The organism is Clostridium sp. TJA038 (assembly GCF_058310255.1).
Genome location: NZ_JBZEFA010000011.1, coordinates 16,862 through 34,038, shown reverse-complemented (window position 1 = coordinate 34,038; position 17,177 = coordinate 16,862). Strand labels below are relative to the sequence as shown.

Sequence of the window (17,177 nt, the reverse complement as noted above, 5' to 3'; positions counted from 1 at the left end):
AACTCCTCTTTCAACTCTTCCTGTTGCAACTGTTCCTCTACCAGTGATTGTAAATACGTCTTCTACTGGCATTAAGAATGGTTTATCTGTTGCTCTTTCTGGTGTTGGGATGTAGCTATCTACAGCATCCATTAACTCTCTGATACAAGCTGTTGCAGCTTCATCAGTTGGGTTTTCTAATGCTACTAAAGCTGATCCTTTGATTACTGGAATATCGTCTCCTGGGAAGTTGTACTCGCTTAATAACTCTCTAACTTCCATTTCAACTAATTCTAATAATTCTTCGTCGTCAACCATATCTGCTTTGTTTAAGAATACTACGATGTGGTCAACTCCAACTCTTGATGATAATAAGATGTGCTCTCTTGTTTGTGGCATTGGACCATCTGCTGCTGAACAAACTAAGATAGCTCCGTCCATTTGAGCTGCTCCTGTTATCATGTTTTTAACGTAGTCAGCATGTCCTGGACAGTCTACGTGTGCGTAGTGTCTGTTAGCTGTTTCGTATTCAACGTGAGCTGTGTTGATTGTGATTCCTCTTTCTTTTTCTTCTGGAGCTTTATCTATTTCATCGTATTTGAATGCTTCTGCTCCACCAGCTTGAGCTAAAACTGTTGTTATAGCTGCTGTTAAAGTTGTTTTACCGTGGTCTACGTGACCGATTGTTCCAATGTTAACGTGTGGTTTGCTTCTTTCAAATTTTGCTTTTGACATTGCAAATTCCTCCTTTAAAATTCAAATAAACTCTACCTAGCGTGTTGTATTTTCCTTATTTTGGATTGGAGCTCACGATCGGGATTGAACCGACGACCTCCGCCTTACCAAGGCGACGCTCTGCCGACTGAGCTACGTGAGCACCTCAAATTCATTTAATTTACCTATGCCATAAAAATTTTACTACTAATAAAATTCTTTGTCAATACTTTTGAAAAATTGCATTATTTAATGTTTAAACATTTTTCAAGCTTTCTTTTAACCCTTTGCAGAGCATTATCTATTGATTTAGCTTCCCTGTCTAAATCACAAGCAATTTCTTGATAAGATTTGCCATCTAAATAAGAATTTAAAACTTCTAATTCTAATTCAGAAAGAACACTATTTATTGCACTTTCTATTTTTTCAACCTCTTCTTTTCCTATAACTAAGGATTCAGGGTCTGTAATTGCTATACCTACTACAGTATCTAAAAGTGTTCTATCTGACTCCTCTTCATAAATAGGTTTACTTAAAGAAATATAAGTGTTTAATGGAATATGTTTTTGTCTTGTTGCAGTTTTTATAGCTGTTATAATTTGCCTTGTAACACAAAGCTCTGCAAAACTTTTAAAGGATGCAAATTTATTAGGATTAAAATCTCTTATAGCTTTATATAATCCTATCATCCCTTCTTGATATATATCTTCTTTATCTGCTCCTATAAGAAAATAGGATTTAGATTTAGCTTTTACAAACTGTTCGTACTTACTTATTACATATTCTTGAGCTTTACTATTTCCATCTTTAGCCATCATAACTACTTCTTTATCTGTTAAATCTTTAAACTCTTCATAATTATTAATCTTAGCCAAATCATAAGTAATCCCCATATTCTCTACACCCCCAGATAAAATCCCATTATCCAATAAATTACAAATAAATTATAAAATTTATATTTGACTTAGTCAATATTACCCTCTTCTCATTTTTTCTAATTTTTTCAAAACACTTTCATCTAAAGTATCTCCTAAAAAGTTTTTGCCTAATTCCGCCTTATTTTTCTCTGCCTTTTTCCTTATATTATCCTGTACTTTTAATACTTCATTATAAAATTCAATAGATGACATTCTAACTGCCCCTCTTTGGAAAATAGTTTGTTGCTCTAACCTATCTGAAGTTACAACAACAATCTCTACCTTTCTTCCTAATTCATCTACCATTCTTTCAATATATGCATCGGCTATTTCGCCTTCTTTTGTAAAGACAGTGATTATATTTCCAGATACTTCTTTGCTTTCAATATTTCCAGCAACTTTATGAGCATCAAAAACTAAATAAATTTTACAAGAGTTAAAAGCAGCATAATTTTCAAGCATTTCTGTAAGCTCTGTTCTTGCTATATCATAGCTATAATTTTTTGACTTTTTTAAATTAGGCCAACTATTTATAACATTATAACCATCTATAAATATAACTCTCATTTTATCACTCTTTTTCTATTTTTTTATTATTCTTGATTTTAATACCTCATACATCATTATACCACCTGCAACAGAGGCATTTAAAGAATTTATTTTACCAACCATTGGTATTTTAACTAACTTGTCACACTTCTTCTTCGTTAAGTTTGACATTCCTCTTCCTTCACTTCCAATTATTATTCCACAAGCTCCCTTAAAGTTTGTTTCATAACTGTACTCTTCACCATCTATGTCAGCTCCATATATCCATATGTTATTAGATTTTAATTCTTCTATAGCATTATTTATATTAGTAACCTTTGCAATTTTCATATGTTCTATGGCACCTGCAGATGCTTTATAAACAGTTCCAGTTACTCCAACATTTCTTCTCTTTGGAATTATAATACCATGTACACCACATAATTCTGCAGTTCTTACTATTGAACCTAAGTTATGAGGGTCTTCTAACTCATCTAATATAATTATAAAAGGTTCTTCTCCTTTTCTTTTAGCTAAATCTAAAATTTCTTCAACGGTACTATATTTAAATGGAGTTATTTGTGCTATTACTCCTTGATGTGCTTTTGTTTCACTCATTAAGTCAAGTTTTTTTCTATCAACTTCTTTTACAACTATTTTCTTTTCTTTAGCTAAGCCTAAAATTTTATTTATAGAACCTTCCATTTTTCCATTAGCTATGAAAATTTGCTCTATAGTTTTATCTGATTTTAATAATTCTATAACAGCATTTCTTCCCTCTACTAAATCCTCTCTAACCTTAACTTCCTCTTCAACAAAATTTCTATTTCCTCTAGAGTATTTTTCTTCTCTTACTCTTTGTTCTCTTTCTAAAGCATACTTTTGCTTACGAGTTAATTGTTTATACTTATTTTCTGATTTTGTCATTTTGTTCTCTCCTTAAAATCTTTATTTTTCAAGATATAAAGCTCTCATCTCTTTAAGCTTACCACAACACATTTTCCCTTCAGGACATGGTCCTGATACACAACTTGGTCCCGCCTTTTTAAATAATATAGGTGCTACCTTCTTTACTTCATCAACCATCTTTTCTGCCATAGTTCTTATTTCCCATTGAGCTCTATCACAACATCTATGATGGAAAAAGTTCATTAAACTTCTAGCATTCATTGTAAATACTATTTTTGTTTCACAAGCATTTGGAAAAACATATCTTGCATCTTCTATAGCTTTTTTCTCTGCTTGTTTTTCTGCCATACCTTCCTCTATGTATTTACTCTTTAATCTTTCTGCTATTTCATCATATGCTTTTTGTGATTCTTCCATCTGTTTTATGAATATATCTCTAGCTACTTCATCCTTTTCTATTGCAGGTGGAACTATATATTCAAATTGCTCTAATTTAACATATCTTTGAGATTGTTGAGAATAAGAAGCTAATCTATGTCTTACTAATTGATGGGTTAAACTTCTTGAAACTCCCTCTACTGCAAAAGTAAATGAAACATGCTCTATAGGAGACATATGCCCATAGGACATAAGCATATTTAAAAACTTTTCTGCCCCTTCATCAGTTAAATTTTCCAATATATCATCAACACCAACGGCACTATAACATAATTTAGCTGCTGCTGCTATAGTTTTTTCAGGTTCTGGTGTATGTTGCAATAACCTAACTTTTAACATTAATATTTCTCCTCCTTAAATATGAACCTCTATACATCTTAGTAAAAACTCATTTAATCTTTCCTCTTTACCTGTAAGATATAAATATCCAACTAATGCTTCAAAACCTGTTGCATTTCTATAATCTCTAACATTTGCATTCTTAGGTACAGTTGCTGATTTTGCATTTCTTCCTCTTTTATAGATATAAAGTTCATCTTCCTTTAACTCATTTTCTAAGGCGTTTATTATATCACTTTGTGCCTTAGCCTTTACATACTCTATAGCCTTAACATGTATTTTATGAGCAGATAACCCTGCATTTTCACTTAATATATAATTTCTTATGAAAACCTCATAAACTCCATCTCCTATTAAAGCTAACTGAAGTGGATTTAACATTCTAGCTTCATTTTCTGTAAACTCTCTATATAATAAATTCTTCAATATTTTATCTCCTTTTTTTAGATTTAATATATTGCTTAATTATATAAGTTTATTTAAAACTATTAAACTATAGTTTCATATTTAATTCAATCATATCTTTTTTATATTTATAAATATAAAAACTCATAAATAAATTTTAAATAAACCTATTTAAAATAATAACTTGCAAAAGAAAGTTCCTTTGCAAGTTTATTATTTTAATTATATCATCTTCCATCTAACACCTTGTGGTGTGTCTTCTAATACTATTCCTCTATCTTTTAACTCATCTCTAATTTTATCAGCTAAAGCAAAATCTCTATCTTTTCTAGCTTGTTGTCTTTTAGCTATTAAAGCTTCAATTTCTCCTTCTAAGTTTCCTTTAGTTGATTTTTGTAACATTCCTAAAGGCTTTCCTAACTCTCTTATTAAATCTAAAGCTTTTTTAGCTAACTCTTTTGATGAATCAATTGTTATATTTGTATTAGTATCTTTTATTAAATCAAATATAGCTGTTATAGCATCTGCTGTATTAAAATCATCATCCATTTTTTCAATATATTTTTCTTTATATTTATTTAATGACTCTAAATATGCTTTTTCATCTTCATTCATTTCTTCTCTAGAAACTTCATCTATTAAATTTTCTAAATTTCCTATAGCATTATATATTCTTTCAACTGATGACTTAGCAGATTCTAATAAATCTTCACTAAAATTAAGTTGTTGTCTATAGTGAGCTGATAACATTAAAAATCTTATAACATCTGCATCATATTTTTCTAATATCTCTCTTGCAGTAAAGAAGTTATTTAATGATTTTGACATTTTTTCATTATTTACATTAACAAAAGCTGAATGCAACCAATATCTAGCAAAAGGTTCTCCTGTTAAAGCTTCACTTTGTGCAATTTCATTTTCATGATGTGGGAATTTTAAATCTGAACCACCTGCATGAATATCAATTGTATCTCCTAATAATTTTTTAGCCATACATGAACACTCTATATGCCATCCTGGTCTTCCCATTCCCCATGGACTATTCCAAGCTGGTTCTCCTGGCTTTTGTGCCTTCCATATAGCAAAATCCATTGGATCTTTCTTTCTTTCATCAACACTTATTCTAGCACCTGATTGTAAGTCTTCAATATTTTGACCTGATAATTTTCCATATCCCTCAAACTTTTTAGTTGAGAAATATACATCACCATCAACCTCATAAGCGTATCCTTTATCTATTAATCCTTTTACAAATTTTATTATTTCTCCAATATATTCTGTAGCTCTTGGATTAACTGTAGCTCTTTCTATATTTAATGCATCAGCATCTTTATAATATTCTTTTATATAAGTATCTCCAACCTTCTTTACAGTTGTACCTTCTTCATTAGCTTTTTTAATCATTTTATCATCTATATCTGTAAAGTTTTGGACAAAGTCAACCTTAAATCCTCTATATTCAAAATATCTTCTTATAGTATCAAAAACTATAAATGTTCTACCATTTCCAATATGAAAAAAGTTGTAAACAGTAGGACCACAAACATACATTTTAACTTCTCCTGGAGTTAAAGGAATAAATTCTTCTTTTCTCTTATTTAAAGTATTATAAACTTTAATCATAATTTAACCCTCCTATCTTATATTATTAACTCACCTTATTAAAATAAGGTGAGTTCTACTATTATATTCTAATTATATACAATTTGGTTAATCTTACAAATTATAAAGATAAATTTGCTTTTTCAAATTCTTCTTTTACTCTATTATAAACTTCTTCTATTTTTAAAGTTTCAACTTCTCCACCATCTCTAAGTTTAAATTCAACTTGACCTTCACCAATCATTTTTCCAACAGTTATTCTCATTGGAATACCTATTAACTCTGAATCTTTAAACTTAACTCCAGCTCTTTCTTTTCTATCATCTAATAGAGCTTCAACTCCCATTTTTCTTAATTCATTGTAAATTTCTTCTGCTTTTGCTGCTTGCTCTTCATTTTTAACATTAGCTGGTATAACTGAAACATGATATGGAGCTACTTCTAATGGCCATATTATTCCATTTTCATCATTATGCTGTTCTATTATTGAAGCTACAGTTCTTGTAACACCTATTCCATAACATCCCATTATGAAAGGTTTAGCTTTTCCATCTTCATCAATAAATGTTGCACCCATAGATTCTGAGTACTTAGTTCCAAGCTTAAATATGTGACCAACTTCAGTACCTCTTGAAATAGTTATTTCCTTTCCACACTCAGGACATTTTTCTCCTATAGTAACATTTCTAAAATCTCCAACTATTCCTTCAAAATCTCTTCCATAGTTTACATTCTTTAAGTGCATATCAGTTTCATTAGCACCAATTATAAAGTTATACATATTAGCTACTTCCTCATCAACTAATAGCATATCTACCTTTATTCCTATAGGACCTGCAAATCCAACAACTGCTCCTGTAGCTTCTTTAACTGCTTCTTCACTTGCCATTTCTAACTCAATTACATCACCAATAGCATTTGCTATTTTAACTTCATTAGCTTCTCTATCTCCTCTTAGCATAACAGCAACAACCTTATCATCAGCTTGGAAGATTAAAGTTTTAGCTATTTTCTTTGGTGAACACTCAAAAAACTTAGCTAAATCATCTATTGATTTAACAGCTGGTGTTTCAACCTTTTCAACTTCCATTAACTCTTCTTTTTCTGCATGTTCTGGTGTTGATGGTGCTTTTTCTATATTAGCTGCATAATCACAAGCTGTACAGAATACTACATCATCTTCTCCAACTTCTGATTTAACCATAAATTCAGCTGAACCTGAACCTCCTATAGCTCCTGAATCAGCAGCAACTGCCTTTGCATCTAAACCACATCTATTAAATATGTTAACATATGCTTTTCTCATTTTTTCATATGCTAAATCTAAACCTTCTTGGTCCTTATCAAAGCTATATCCATCTTTCATTATGAACTCTCTAGATCTCATAACACCAAATCTTGGTCTTCTCTCATCTCTGTATTTTGTTTGTATTTGATAAAGATTTAATGGTAGTTGTTTATATGATTTTATCTCATTTCTAACTATATCAGTAAATACTTCTTCATGAGTTGGTCCTAAGCAAAAATCTCTATTGTGTCTATCTTTTAATCTAAACATTTCTGCTCCATAAGCATCCCATCTTCCTGATTCTTGCCATAATTCAGCTGGAATTAAAGCTGATGCTAAAAACTCTTGAGCTCCTGCATTATTCATTTCTTCTCTAACTATATTTTTAACATTTTCTATAACCTTTAATCCTAAAGGCATATAGTTATAAATACCTGCAGCCATCTTTCTCATAAGACCTGCTCTAAGCATAAGTTTATGGCTTTCTATTTCTGCTTCAGCTGGAACTTCTCTTAAAGTTCCTACTAACATATTTGACATTTTCATAATATATTACCTCCTCATAAGCTATCTATAAATCTAATTTTTTTAATTAACTTCATATAAATAAAAAAGCTCTACCCTAAAAAACTTTAGGGCGAGCTTGTATTTTCGCGGTACCACCTAAATTTGTACTCTATTCATTGTTAACGGTATTAAAGCCGGTTAGTTTTTTGCTACGACTCCAAAGTAGGTTCAAAACATGTTGAAAATATCTCAGCCTAGTATTTTCTCTCTGTATAAGCGTTTCTACTAATCTTTTTCACAGTCTTTACAACTATTAAATTTTCTTAAATCTTATAAAATTATATCCTTATAAAAATAACATGTCAATATACTCTTTTTATCCTGTGAATCTTTATTAAATAAAATACTTTGCCAAAATTAAATCTTCTGGTGTTGTAACTTTAATATTTTCATAGTCTCCATTAAAAAGATATACTTTTTCTCCTAAAAGTTCTACTATCATAGTATCATCCGTAACTTTAATGTGTTCTTCCTTTACTTTATCATGACCTCTTTTTATTAAGTTATACTTAAAACATTGAGGTGTTTGAACAGCTACTAAAGAATTCCTATTAGGAGTATCTATAGAAAATCCCTTTTCATCTTTAATCTTTATGGTATCCTTTGGAGTAACTCCAGGAGCTGCTGCTCCAAACTTCTTTGCATAATCTATGCCTTCTGTTATTATTCTATTACTTACAAAGGCTCTAGCTCCATCATGTATTAAGACAATTTCACAATTCTCTATAGAATTTAAAGCATTATAGACAGAATCTTGTCTTTCTTCTCCCCCTTCAATAATCTTAGAAATTTTAAAATTAAATTTAGGCTCTATTTCCTTTTTAAAATAATCTATTTCATCTTTAGGTAAGACAAGAATTATTTCATCAATCTCTTTGCATTTTTCAAAAGCTTTTAATGTATAGTAAATTATAGGTTTTTCATTTATTTCTATAAACTGTTTGCTAACTTTAGCACCCATTCTTTTACCTTTTCCACCAGCTAATATAATGCTAACTACTTTTCCCATAAACAACTTCCTTTTAAGATTTATATTTAGCAAATATCATTCTTCCTGCTGCAGTTTGAAGTACTGAAGTTACAACTACTGTTATTTCTTTTCCCATGTACTTTCTACCACCTTCTACAACAATCATAGTACCATCATCAAGATAAGCAACTCCTTGTCCAGATTCTTTTCCATCTTTAACAACAGTAAGTGTCATCTCTTCTCCTGGTAATACTACAGGTTTTATTGCATTTGCTAATTCATTTATGTTTAATACTGGAACTCCTTGGAATTCCGCTACTTTATTTAAATTATAATCGTTTGTTACAACCTTACCATTTAATTTTTGTGCTAATTTTAAAAGCTTTATATCAACTTCTGCTATTTCTGGAAAATCTCCTTCCCACATTATAACTTCTATAGAAAGCTCTTTTTGTATTTTATTTAATATATCTAACCCTCTTCTTCCTCTAGTTCTTTTTAAAGAATCAGAGCAATCTGATATATGTCTTAATTCATCAAGAACAAAAGTAGGTATTACTAAAGCTCCCTCAATAAATCCAGTTTGGCATAAATCAAATATTCTTCCGTCAATAATAACAGAGGTATCTAAAACCTTTGGTGTAGCTTCACTTTTTTTACTTGAAGGACTTTTAGATTTTTTCTCTTTAGATTGTCCTTTTCTAAAGTTTTGAAAATACAATGTAATATCTTCTCTTTTTTTAACAGCTATATCTGCACCTATAATCATAGCTAAAACATTTATAACTACAGATACAATAGGCCCTAACATATCATTTATTCCACTTAAAAAGCTACTTAAAGGCAAAGTTACTACTAAAGCTAATACTAAGGCAACTATGGCTCCCCCAGCTCCAAATATTATTTCACTTGGAGATAACTTAGATATTCCTTTTTCTATAAAAGTCATAAGTCTTCTTATAGCTTTATATATAAAAGGAGAAAGAATAAATAAAATAATTCCAAATGCAACTGTTAAAATTATATAAAATGATACCTTAAAAAAAATGTTTGTTAAATACTCCTTGCCTATAGCACTTTTTCTTATTCCATCTGCTAAAACAAAGCCAATTAACACCCCTAAAATAGTAAGGATTATTCTAAAAATTTTCTTTATCACAAACTCACCTCCTATATAATTATTGACATGTTTAGGTTTTATAATTCATAGTTGTAAAATATTTATAATATACTTACTTAATTATACCATATAAGTGCCTTTTCAGATTTACAAATATTTCTTAATTCATAGAATTAACAAATTACCCCCTGTAACTTTTTTTAAAATTGATTTATATTGTAGTCAAGTTAACAAGCTAATTAGTTTTTAACATATGTTTAGTTTTGCAACCCTAAATCATTTGACAAATATAACCAAAAAATTTTATAATTACTATAGGGTCAAAGATTAGTATATAAGGAGTGAAACACTATGAAGGACGTAATTTTTGACGAATTTCAAAATAGCGTTAATAATTCTTTACTTAGACACAAAAGCATATTAGATATATTAAGTAAATATCAAGAATCTCAAGCAAGAGCAAATAGAGCTATATGTAAAGCCGTTACAAATTGTGGCTGCATAGAAATTGATGGTAAGAAGCAAAATTTACTAGAAAATAGCGACTTATCCTTAGAGGATTTAACTCCAAATTTAAGCTCCCATATTAAAGGAGCTTTATGTGAAAATTGTAGGGAAGTTATAGAACGTGAACTTGGTAATAACCTTTTTTATCTAACTTCTTTATGTAATGCTTTGGATTTAAATTTATTTGATATACTATTAAAAGAATATAATAAAATCGATACTTTAGGTAAATTTACTTTTAGATAAATATTAAGTGCCATATAAATATGGCACTTTTTTTTTATAAATTTTTATTTAAAGCTACTTGTTCTCTTATTCTTCTTAATCCATTTTTAATTGCTCTAGCTCTAGCTTCTCCAATTCCTTCTACTTGATCTAATTCTTCATTTCCTGCCTCGAGAATATACTTAAGCTTTCCAAAGTGTCCAACTAGATTTTCTATTACGTTTGAAGGTATTCTTGGCACCTTATTAGATATTCTATATCCTCTAGGTGACACTAATGTGTCAATTAATGGTTTACCTACATACCCTAATTCCTTTGCTATTATATCTAAATCTAATAAATCTTCAGCTGATAATTTTTGTATCTCTTTATAAACATTATTATATTCCATTCTATCGTAACAGTAGTCTCTTATTAAAAGAACTCCATCTTGTTCTATGCTTCTTACTAATTCATTTAACTGCATAGAAATAAGTCTTCCTTCATTTCCAAGCTCAATAATATATCCTTCTATTTCTTCTACTATTCTCATTACCATTTCTGTTCTTTGAATAGCAGTAGTAACATCAAAAAGTGTTGCTAAATCTTGAAACTCAAGTATATTAAGATTGTTAGTTACTCTTTCAAGAACTGCTACATATTTCTCTAATGTTTGTATAGCTTGATTTGCTTTGCTTAATATAACAGCACTATCTCTTAGAACATATTTTATATCTCCCTTATAGACAGTAATTATATTTCTTCTTTGAGAAATAGCTATTGCTATTTTATTTGTTTGCTTTGCAACCCTTTGAGCAGTTCTATGTCTTGTTCCTGTTTCAAAAGTACTTATAGATTGATTTGGCATAAGCTGAGCATTGGCATAAAGTATTCTTTTTCTATCTGAAGTAAGTACTAAAGCACCATCCATCTTAGCAAGCTCATATATATATGCAGGACTATATTCAGAGTTTATATTAAATCCACCATCTACTAAATCTAATATTTCCTCATTATCCCCTAATACTATAAGTCCTCCTGTTTTAGCTCTTAATATATTATCTAAGCCTTCTCTTAATGAAGTACCAGGACTCATTATTTTTAATATTTTCTTTAACTCATCATCATGTACAGTTCTCATTTAACTCACACCTATCCATCTTAAAATATCTTTCCTATGGCTTCTCTTACAGTTTTTACTCCTATAAGATTTAATTTACTCCCCTTTAATTTATCTAAACTTCTATAAGGAACAACAGCATTTAAAAATCCCATTTTTTCTGCTTCATTTAATATTCTGTCACAATTTGATATAGGTCTTATTTCTCCTGTTAATCCAACTTCTCCTATAACAACTAACTTTTCTAAAGAAGTAGCCTTACCCTTAACAGAAGATACAAGAGAAATGGCAATCCCCAAATCTGCTGTAGTTCCCTCTATTTCAAGCCCTCCTACTACATTTACATAAACATCAGTATTATAAAAAGGCACTCTTAACTTCTTTTCTAATACAGCTAAAATCAAACTTAATCTTGAATTTTCTACTCCTACAGAGGTCCTTCTTGGCATTACAGCCTTTGTTTCTGAAGCTAAAGATTGTATTTCTACAAGAATAGGTCTAGTTCCTTCCATTACTCCAATTACAACTGAACCTTCTTGATTGAAACTAGTATCCTCTAAAAACATGCTAGAAGGGTCATAAACTTGCATAAGCCCTTCTCCACGCATTTCAAAAACGCCAATTTCTGCTGTAGTCCCAAATCTATTTTTCATAGTTCTTAATATTCTAAATTCTTCTGTTCTTTCACCTTCAAAAGACAAAACAGTATCAACCATATGTTCTAATACTCTAGGTCCTGCTAAATCTCCTTGCTTTGTTACATGAGCAACTATAAACAATGGAATATTTTTTCCTTTAGCAATCCTCATTACAGAATTTGAACATTCCTTAACCTGAGAAACACTTCCTGGTGCTGAAGATACTGTTTCTCTATATATAGTTTGTATTGAATCTATAATTATGAAAGCTGGTTCTAATTTATCTATATATGCCTCTATTAAATCAAGATTAGTTTCAGAGACTATATAAAGTTCTTCTGCATCAACCTTTAATCTGTCTCCTCTTATTTTTATCTGTTCTTCTGACTCTTCACCAGAAATATATAAAACTTTTCCATATTTTTTTGAAATATTATTAGCTGTTTGTAAAAGAAGTGTAGATTTACCTATTCCAGGGTCTCCAGAGATAAGAGTAAGCGACCCTTTAACAAGTCCTCCACCTAACACTCTATTTAATTCACCAATTCCTGTGTCATATCTTTCCTTCTCACCTGATTTGATTTCTTTTATTTTTTTAAGTTCACCTAACTGTCTTTCAACCTTTTGAGAAGATTGATTACTTTTAGAATCTCTAATCTCCTCAACTAAAGTATTCCAATTATTACATTCTGGACATTTACCCATCCACTTCGGTGTTTCATATCCACAATTTTGACACACATATATACTTCTAACCTTTGCCACTTTACCAACTCCATATTTCTTCATTTTACGTACAAATCTAATTATTTCCTAATATATCCTTAAATAATCATATCATATCATTATAACTAATCACATACTTATTTATTACTATTTTATTAAAAAGATTATGTAAAAGATTTAATAAAAATTAATGCTATAAAAAGTAAAAAACTGTTTGCAAAAAAGAAAATAAAAATTCTAATCTGCAAACAGTTTTTTATATATAATTTAACTATTTTAATAGCTTAGCAGCAGCTTCATCTACTATTAATAAAACATCTCTATGCATTTGTAACATAGTAGCTGGTATTTCAGTTGTTATTTTTCCGCTCATCATAGCTTTTACAACAGCTGCTTTTCCCTCTCCACTTGCTATAACCATTATTTTTTTGGCCTTCATTATTCCACCAAGTCCCATTGTTATAGCTTTTCTTGGAACATCTTCAATTGAATCAAAAAATCTTGCGTTAGCTTCTATAGTTGATTCTTTAAGGTCAGTTAAATGTGTTCCTACACTTAAAGCCTCTCCTGGCTCATTAAAACCTATATGTCCATTTGCTCCTAAACCTAATAATTGTAGGTCTATTCCACCTAAATCTTGTATTCTCTCATCATACTTTTCACATTCTTCTTCAATATTTTCTGCTAAACCATTAGGAACAAAAGTCTTATTTTTATCTATATTTATATGATTAAATAAATTTTTATTCATGAAGTATCTATAACTTTGGTCATGCTCACCTGATAGACCTACATATTCATCTAAATTTATACTTGTAACCTTTGAAAAATCTAATTTTCCTTCATTGTACATTTTAATAAGTTCTTTGTACATTCCAACTGGAGTTCCACCAGTTGCTAAACCTAAAACAATTTCAGGATTTTTCTTTATATCTTTAGCCATTTCATTAGCTGCAACCTTGCTCATTTCATCATAATTTTTAGTAACTATTAATCTCATTTCAATTTCCCCTCTCTTTTAGAAATATTAATTTCTAACACATACTTATCTGATCTATAAATTGCATCTTCAACGTAAATTATTTCTCCCTCAGAATTTAAAGCTGTATTATGACTTTTTAATAGAGGAACTTGTTTCTCAACACCAAATAAATCCTTTAATTCTTTATCCATTATAACTGCTGCCAAAGAAGATTCTGTGCTATCTATTATATATCCCTTTTCTTCTAATAACTTAAATAAAGAACCTTCTAAGTCCTCCTTAGTTATAAAGCCACAATACTCACAGGGAATATAGACAACTTCATTTGCTACAGCCTCATTATCTACTATTCTTAATCTATTTATTTTGTATATTCTGTCTACTAAAAAAACATCAGCTAATTCCTCTGGTGTATTAATAACCTCAAAATCTATAACTTTAGTTATTAAACTGCGTCCTGCTTTTTTTATTATTTCTGAGAAACTCATCATATCTTCTTGCTTAACTTTAGGTTCACAGACAAAAGTACCCTTTCCTTTCTCTCTTGTTAAAAGCCCCTCTTGAACTAACTCCCCTAAGGCCTGTCTAACAGTCATGCGACTTACCCCATAAGTCTCTGTTAACTCTCTTTCACTAGCTATACATTGTCCTACTTGCCAAGTTCCTCCTAGTATTTTTTCTTTTATCATTTCCTTTAACTGGTAATAAACTGGTATAGGACTATTTTTATCTATCATGATTTCTCCTCCTACTTTAATTATACTCAAGTGTTCCATAGTTGTCTAGACCACTATACATTCTTTTTTATATTATCTCTTTAGTCTATGTTATATTTTATCATTTATCCTTAAATATTTTCCACTTTTATAAATCTTAGTGAATATATAACTTAATTTTATCAAATACTATAAACAAAAAGCAGGAGGGATTGCCTTGAATTTAAAGGATAAATTTAATCATAACTATGTAGTTTCAGAAAACCCCTTACATACTTCTAATAGACCTTTAACTACTTTATCCTCCTTTGTTAATAATGAGGATACAATGCATAACTTAATATTTAATGATCATTTAAATGATGGTCAAATTAAATAAATGGTTTTTATTGATTTAAATCACATATTTTATACACTTTTAATACTTAAAATAAATATATATTAAAAATAATTAGCATAGGAGATGATAATATGGTAAAGGTTTATTCAACAAACTCTTGTCCATGGTGCGTTAAAGCAAAACAATATCTTAAATCAAAAAACGTTGAGTTTGAAGATTTAAATGTTCAAACAGATATGGTTGCTAGAGAAGATATGCTTAAAAAGAGTAAACAAATGGGTGTTCCTGTTTTAGATATAAATGGAACTATAATAGTTGGTTTCGATAAAAATGCTATAGACAAAGCTTTAGGACAATAGGAACACAAAAGAGAGATGAATTTCATCTCTCTTTTTCATTTTAAAAAAGCTACAAATAATTTTATTTGTAGCTTTTAGGTATAGGTTTAAGTATTTTATTTTTAAATTATTATCTTATTGTAATTACTGTTGCCTTTGGTCTAGACATAGCTTCTATTGAATATCTTATTCCCTGTGTACCCATTCCTGAAGATTTTACTCCTAAGAATGGGAAATGGTCAGGTCCTCTTTCAGTTTTATTATTAACATGAACAGTTCCAACCTCTAATTTATCTGCAATATAAAAAGCTTCATTTATATCTTTAGTAAATACAGAAGATTGTAATCCATATTTAGAAGCATTAGCTATATCTATAGCTTCATCTTTACTATTTACTCTTATAATAGGTAAAACTGGACCAAAAGGTTCTTCCCAAGCTAATCTCATATCTGTAGTTACATTATCAAATAAAGTAGGCTCTATTAAATTACCTTCTCTATTTCCTCCACATATTAAAGTAGCTCCTTTATCTTTTGCATCCTCTATAAGCTCCATAACAAAGTCTGCTGCTTTATTATCTATAAGAGGTACTATAGTAACATCCTCTATTTCTAGTGGATTTCCCATTTTTAATTTACTTATTTTTTCTTTTAATTTATAAATTAATTTATCAGCAATAGAATCCATTACTAATATTCTTTTTACAGCTGTACATCTTTGTCCTGAATAAGAATATCCTCCAGAAATTATATTATTAACAGTTAAATCTAAATCTGCATCTTCTAAAACTATAGCTGCATCTTTACCACCAAGCTCCATAAGAAGAGGTTTCATAACTGTTATTTGAGAAATTCTTCTTCCTACCTCTGTACTTCCTGTAAAGTTTATAAAATCTATTTTATCGTGAGTTACACAATAATCTCCAATCTCACTTCCTCTTCCTGTTAAAGTATTTAAAACCCCTCCAGGAAGTCCAGCATCATGAAACATTTTAGCTAAATACAATGCTGATAACCCACCTTGAGTTGCTGGTTTAAGAACAACACTATTTCCAGCAACTATAGCAGGTGCTATCTTTGATGCTGATAAATTTACAGGATAGTTAAAAGGTGATATTGCTAAAACAACCCCTAAAGGTTCTCTTGTTACAACTGATATCTTACTTCTATTAAAGCCTGGAAAATTATCTGATGGAATACTTTCTCCATCCATTCCCTTAGCTGCATCTGCTGTAAATCTTATATAATCAGCTGTTCTACTAACCTCTGATAAAGCACTTTTTTTATCCTTAGCAACTTCTCTTATCATTATATTTGCTAATTCTTCTTTATGCTCTTCTAATAAATCAGCAGTTTTATAAAGAATATCAGCTCTTTCATTTAAAGGAACTTCATTCCAAGATTTCTGAGCTTTTTCTGCATTATCAATAATCTTATCTACATCTTCCCTAGATAAGCTTTGAATTTTTCCAACTAAGCTACCATCTATAGGTGATTTTATATCAATTAATTTATCTGATGTATCTTTATAAAAACTTCCACCCATAAAGTTATAAAAAACATTTTCTTTTGTATTCATTAAAATTCATCCTTCACTATTTTAATTTAGATATTGCATTATCTATTTTTTCTTTATCAAATCCAACTATTACTTCATCTCCAATTACGGCTACTGGAACTGATCTTTGACCTGAAACTTCTAAAACTTCATTTCTATCTTCTTTTCCATCTGCAACTGTTATTGTTTCATATGGAACTCCTACTTTTTCTAAATATTTTTTTAGTTTATTACATGGTCCACACCATTCAACTGAATATACCTTTACCATA

19 protein-coding genes and 1 tRNA gene are annotated in these 17,177 nt (G+C 29.8%); 3 read left to right on the top strand and 17 right to left on the bottom strand.

From position 1 onward, the window contains the following. From AC4FQV_RS11270 to AC4FQV_RS11220, 11 genes are all read right to left on the bottom strand, one after another. On the bottom strand, positions 1-714 hold a 714-nt coding region (locus AC4FQV_RS11270), incomplete at its 3' end, for an elongation factor Tu (protein WP_491165541.1). Positions 715-780: 66 nt separating this feature from the next. Then, positions 781-856 (bottom strand) — tRNA-Thr (locus AC4FQV_RS11265). Between the two features lie 82 nt (positions 857-938). Next, positions 939-1,586, bottom strand: coding sequence for an RNA polymerase sporulation sigma factor SigH (gene sigH / locus AC4FQV_RS11260; RefSeq protein WP_491139912.1), 648 nt, complete (start codon positions 1,584-1,586; stop codon positions 939-941). 81 nt (positions 1,587-1,667) lie between these two features. Further along, the gene (locus tag AC4FQV_RS11255) at positions 1,668-2,177 is read right to left on the bottom strand and encodes an NYN domain-containing protein (RefSeq protein WP_491139913.1); all 510 of its coding nucleotides are present in this window, start codon (positions 2,175-2,177) and stop codon (positions 1,668-1,670) included. 15 nt (positions 2,178-2,192) lie between these two features. Beyond that, positions 2,193-3,065, bottom strand: a complete 873-nt coding sequence (rlmB, locus tag AC4FQV_RS11250) for a 23S rRNA (guanosine(2251)-2'-O)-methyltransferase RlmB (protein WP_491139914.1) — start codon at positions 3,063-3,065, stop codon at positions 2,193-2,195. A gap of 21 nt (positions 3,066-3,086) precedes the next feature. Beyond that, on the bottom strand, positions 3,087-3,824 hold the full coding sequence (gene thyX / locus AC4FQV_RS11245) for an FAD-dependent thymidylate synthase (protein WP_491139915.1): 738 nt from the start codon (positions 3,822-3,824) through the stop codon (positions 3,087-3,089). 15 nt (positions 3,825-3,839) lie between these two features. Next, the gene (locus AC4FQV_RS11240; protein WP_491139916.1) at positions 3,840-4,250 is read right to left on the bottom strand and encodes a Mini-ribonuclease 3; all 411 of its coding nucleotides are present in this window, start codon (positions 4,248-4,250) and stop codon (positions 3,840-3,842) included. A 201-nt stretch (positions 4,251-4,451) separates the two neighbouring features. After that, positions 4,452-5,849 (bottom strand): cysteine--tRNA ligase, encoded by a 1,398-nt coding sequence (cysS, locus tag AC4FQV_RS11235; RefSeq protein WP_491139949.1) that lies wholly within the window; start codon positions 5,847-5,849, stop codon positions 4,452-4,454. Between the two features lie 103 nt (positions 5,850-5,952). After that, positions 5,953-7,665, bottom strand: a complete 1,713-nt coding sequence (locus tag AC4FQV_RS11230) for a proline--tRNA ligase (protein WP_491139917.1) — start codon at positions 7,663-7,665, stop codon at positions 5,953-5,955. 355 nt (positions 7,666-8,020) lie between these two features. Further along, positions 8,021-8,695 carry a 2-C-methyl-D-erythritol 4-phosphate cytidylyltransferase gene (ispD, locus tag AC4FQV_RS11225; RefSeq protein WP_491139918.1) on the bottom strand — a complete coding sequence of 225 codons (675 nt, stop codon included), beginning with the start codon at positions 8,693-8,695 and terminating at the stop codon, positions 8,021-8,023. A gap of 13 nt (positions 8,696-8,708) precedes the next feature. Beyond that, positions 8,709-9,815 (bottom strand): PIN/TRAM domain-containing protein, encoded by a 1,107-nt coding sequence (locus AC4FQV_RS11220; RefSeq protein ID WP_491139919.1) that lies wholly within the window; start codon positions 9,813-9,815, stop codon positions 8,709-8,711. Between the two features lie 312 nt (positions 9,816-10,127). On the opposite strand from AC4FQV_RS11220, the gene AC4FQV_RS11215 reads away from it, so the two are divergent. Continuing rightward, positions 10,128-10,529 carry a nucleoside triphosphate pyrophosphohydrolase family protein gene (locus AC4FQV_RS11215; protein ID WP_491139920.1) on the top strand — a complete coding sequence of 134 codons (402 nt, stop codon included), beginning with the start codon at positions 10,128-10,130 and terminating at the stop codon, positions 10,527-10,529. A 34-nt stretch (positions 10,530-10,563) separates the two neighbouring features. Here the strand turns inward: AC4FQV_RS11215 and disA are convergent, their stop codons facing one another. From disA to AC4FQV_RS11195, 4 genes are all read right to left on the bottom strand, one after another. Beyond that, positions 10,564-11,628: a DNA integrity scanning diadenylate cyclase DisA gene (disA, locus tag AC4FQV_RS11210; RefSeq protein WP_491139921.1), complete on the bottom strand. Its 1,065-nt coding sequence runs from the start codon at positions 11,626-11,628 to the stop codon at positions 10,564-10,566. 20 nt (positions 11,629-11,648) lie between these two features. After that, positions 11,649-13,010, bottom strand: a complete 1,362-nt coding sequence (radA, locus tag AC4FQV_RS11205; protein WP_491139922.1) for a DNA repair protein RadA — start codon at positions 13,008-13,010, stop codon at positions 11,649-11,651. A gap of 232 nt (positions 13,011-13,242) precedes the next feature. Next, positions 13,243-13,971, bottom strand: coding sequence for a glucosamine-6-phosphate deaminase (gene nagB, locus AC4FQV_RS11200; protein WP_491165540.1), 729 nt, complete (start codon positions 13,969-13,971; stop codon positions 13,243-13,245). Next, the gene (locus AC4FQV_RS11195; protein WP_491139924.1) at positions 13,968-14,690 is read right to left on the bottom strand and encodes a GntR family transcriptional regulator; all 723 of its coding nucleotides are present in this window, start codon (positions 14,688-14,690) and stop codon (positions 13,968-13,970) included. The genes nagB and AC4FQV_RS11195 overlap by 4 nt, the downstream gene beginning before the upstream one ends. A 196-nt stretch (positions 14,691-14,886) precedes the next feature. Between AC4FQV_RS11195 and AC4FQV_RS11190 the strand changes: the two genes are divergently transcribed. Both AC4FQV_RS11190 and AC4FQV_RS11185 read left to right on the top strand, forming a co-directional pair. Beyond that, the gene (locus tag AC4FQV_RS11190; protein ID WP_491139925.1) at positions 14,887-15,048 is read left to right on the top strand and encodes a hypothetical protein; all 162 of its coding nucleotides are present in this window, start codon (positions 14,887-14,889) and stop codon (positions 15,046-15,048) included. A gap of 92 nt (positions 15,049-15,140) precedes the next feature. Further along, positions 15,141-15,368 carry a glutaredoxin family protein gene (locus AC4FQV_RS11185; RefSeq protein ID WP_491139926.1) on the top strand — a complete coding sequence of 76 codons (228 nt, stop codon included), beginning with the start codon at positions 15,141-15,143 and terminating at the stop codon, positions 15,366-15,368. Between the two features lie 109 nt (positions 15,369-15,477). Here the strand turns inward: AC4FQV_RS11185 and AC4FQV_RS11180 are convergent, their stop codons facing one another. Together AC4FQV_RS11180 and AC4FQV_RS11175 are read right to left on the bottom strand one after the other, a co-directional pair. Next, the gene (locus tag AC4FQV_RS11180; RefSeq protein ID WP_491165539.1) at positions 15,478-16,926 is read right to left on the bottom strand and encodes an NADP-dependent glyceraldehyde-3-phosphate dehydrogenase; all 1,449 of its coding nucleotides are present in this window, start codon (positions 16,924-16,926) and stop codon (positions 15,478-15,480) included. A gap of 16 nt (positions 16,927-16,942) precedes the next feature. After that, positions 16,943-17,176 carry a glutaredoxin domain-containing protein gene (locus tag AC4FQV_RS11175; RefSeq protein ID WP_491139929.1) on the bottom strand — a complete coding sequence of 78 codons (234 nt, stop codon included), beginning with the start codon at positions 17,174-17,176 and terminating at the stop codon, positions 16,943-16,945. Position 17,177: the final 1 nt, after the last annotated feature.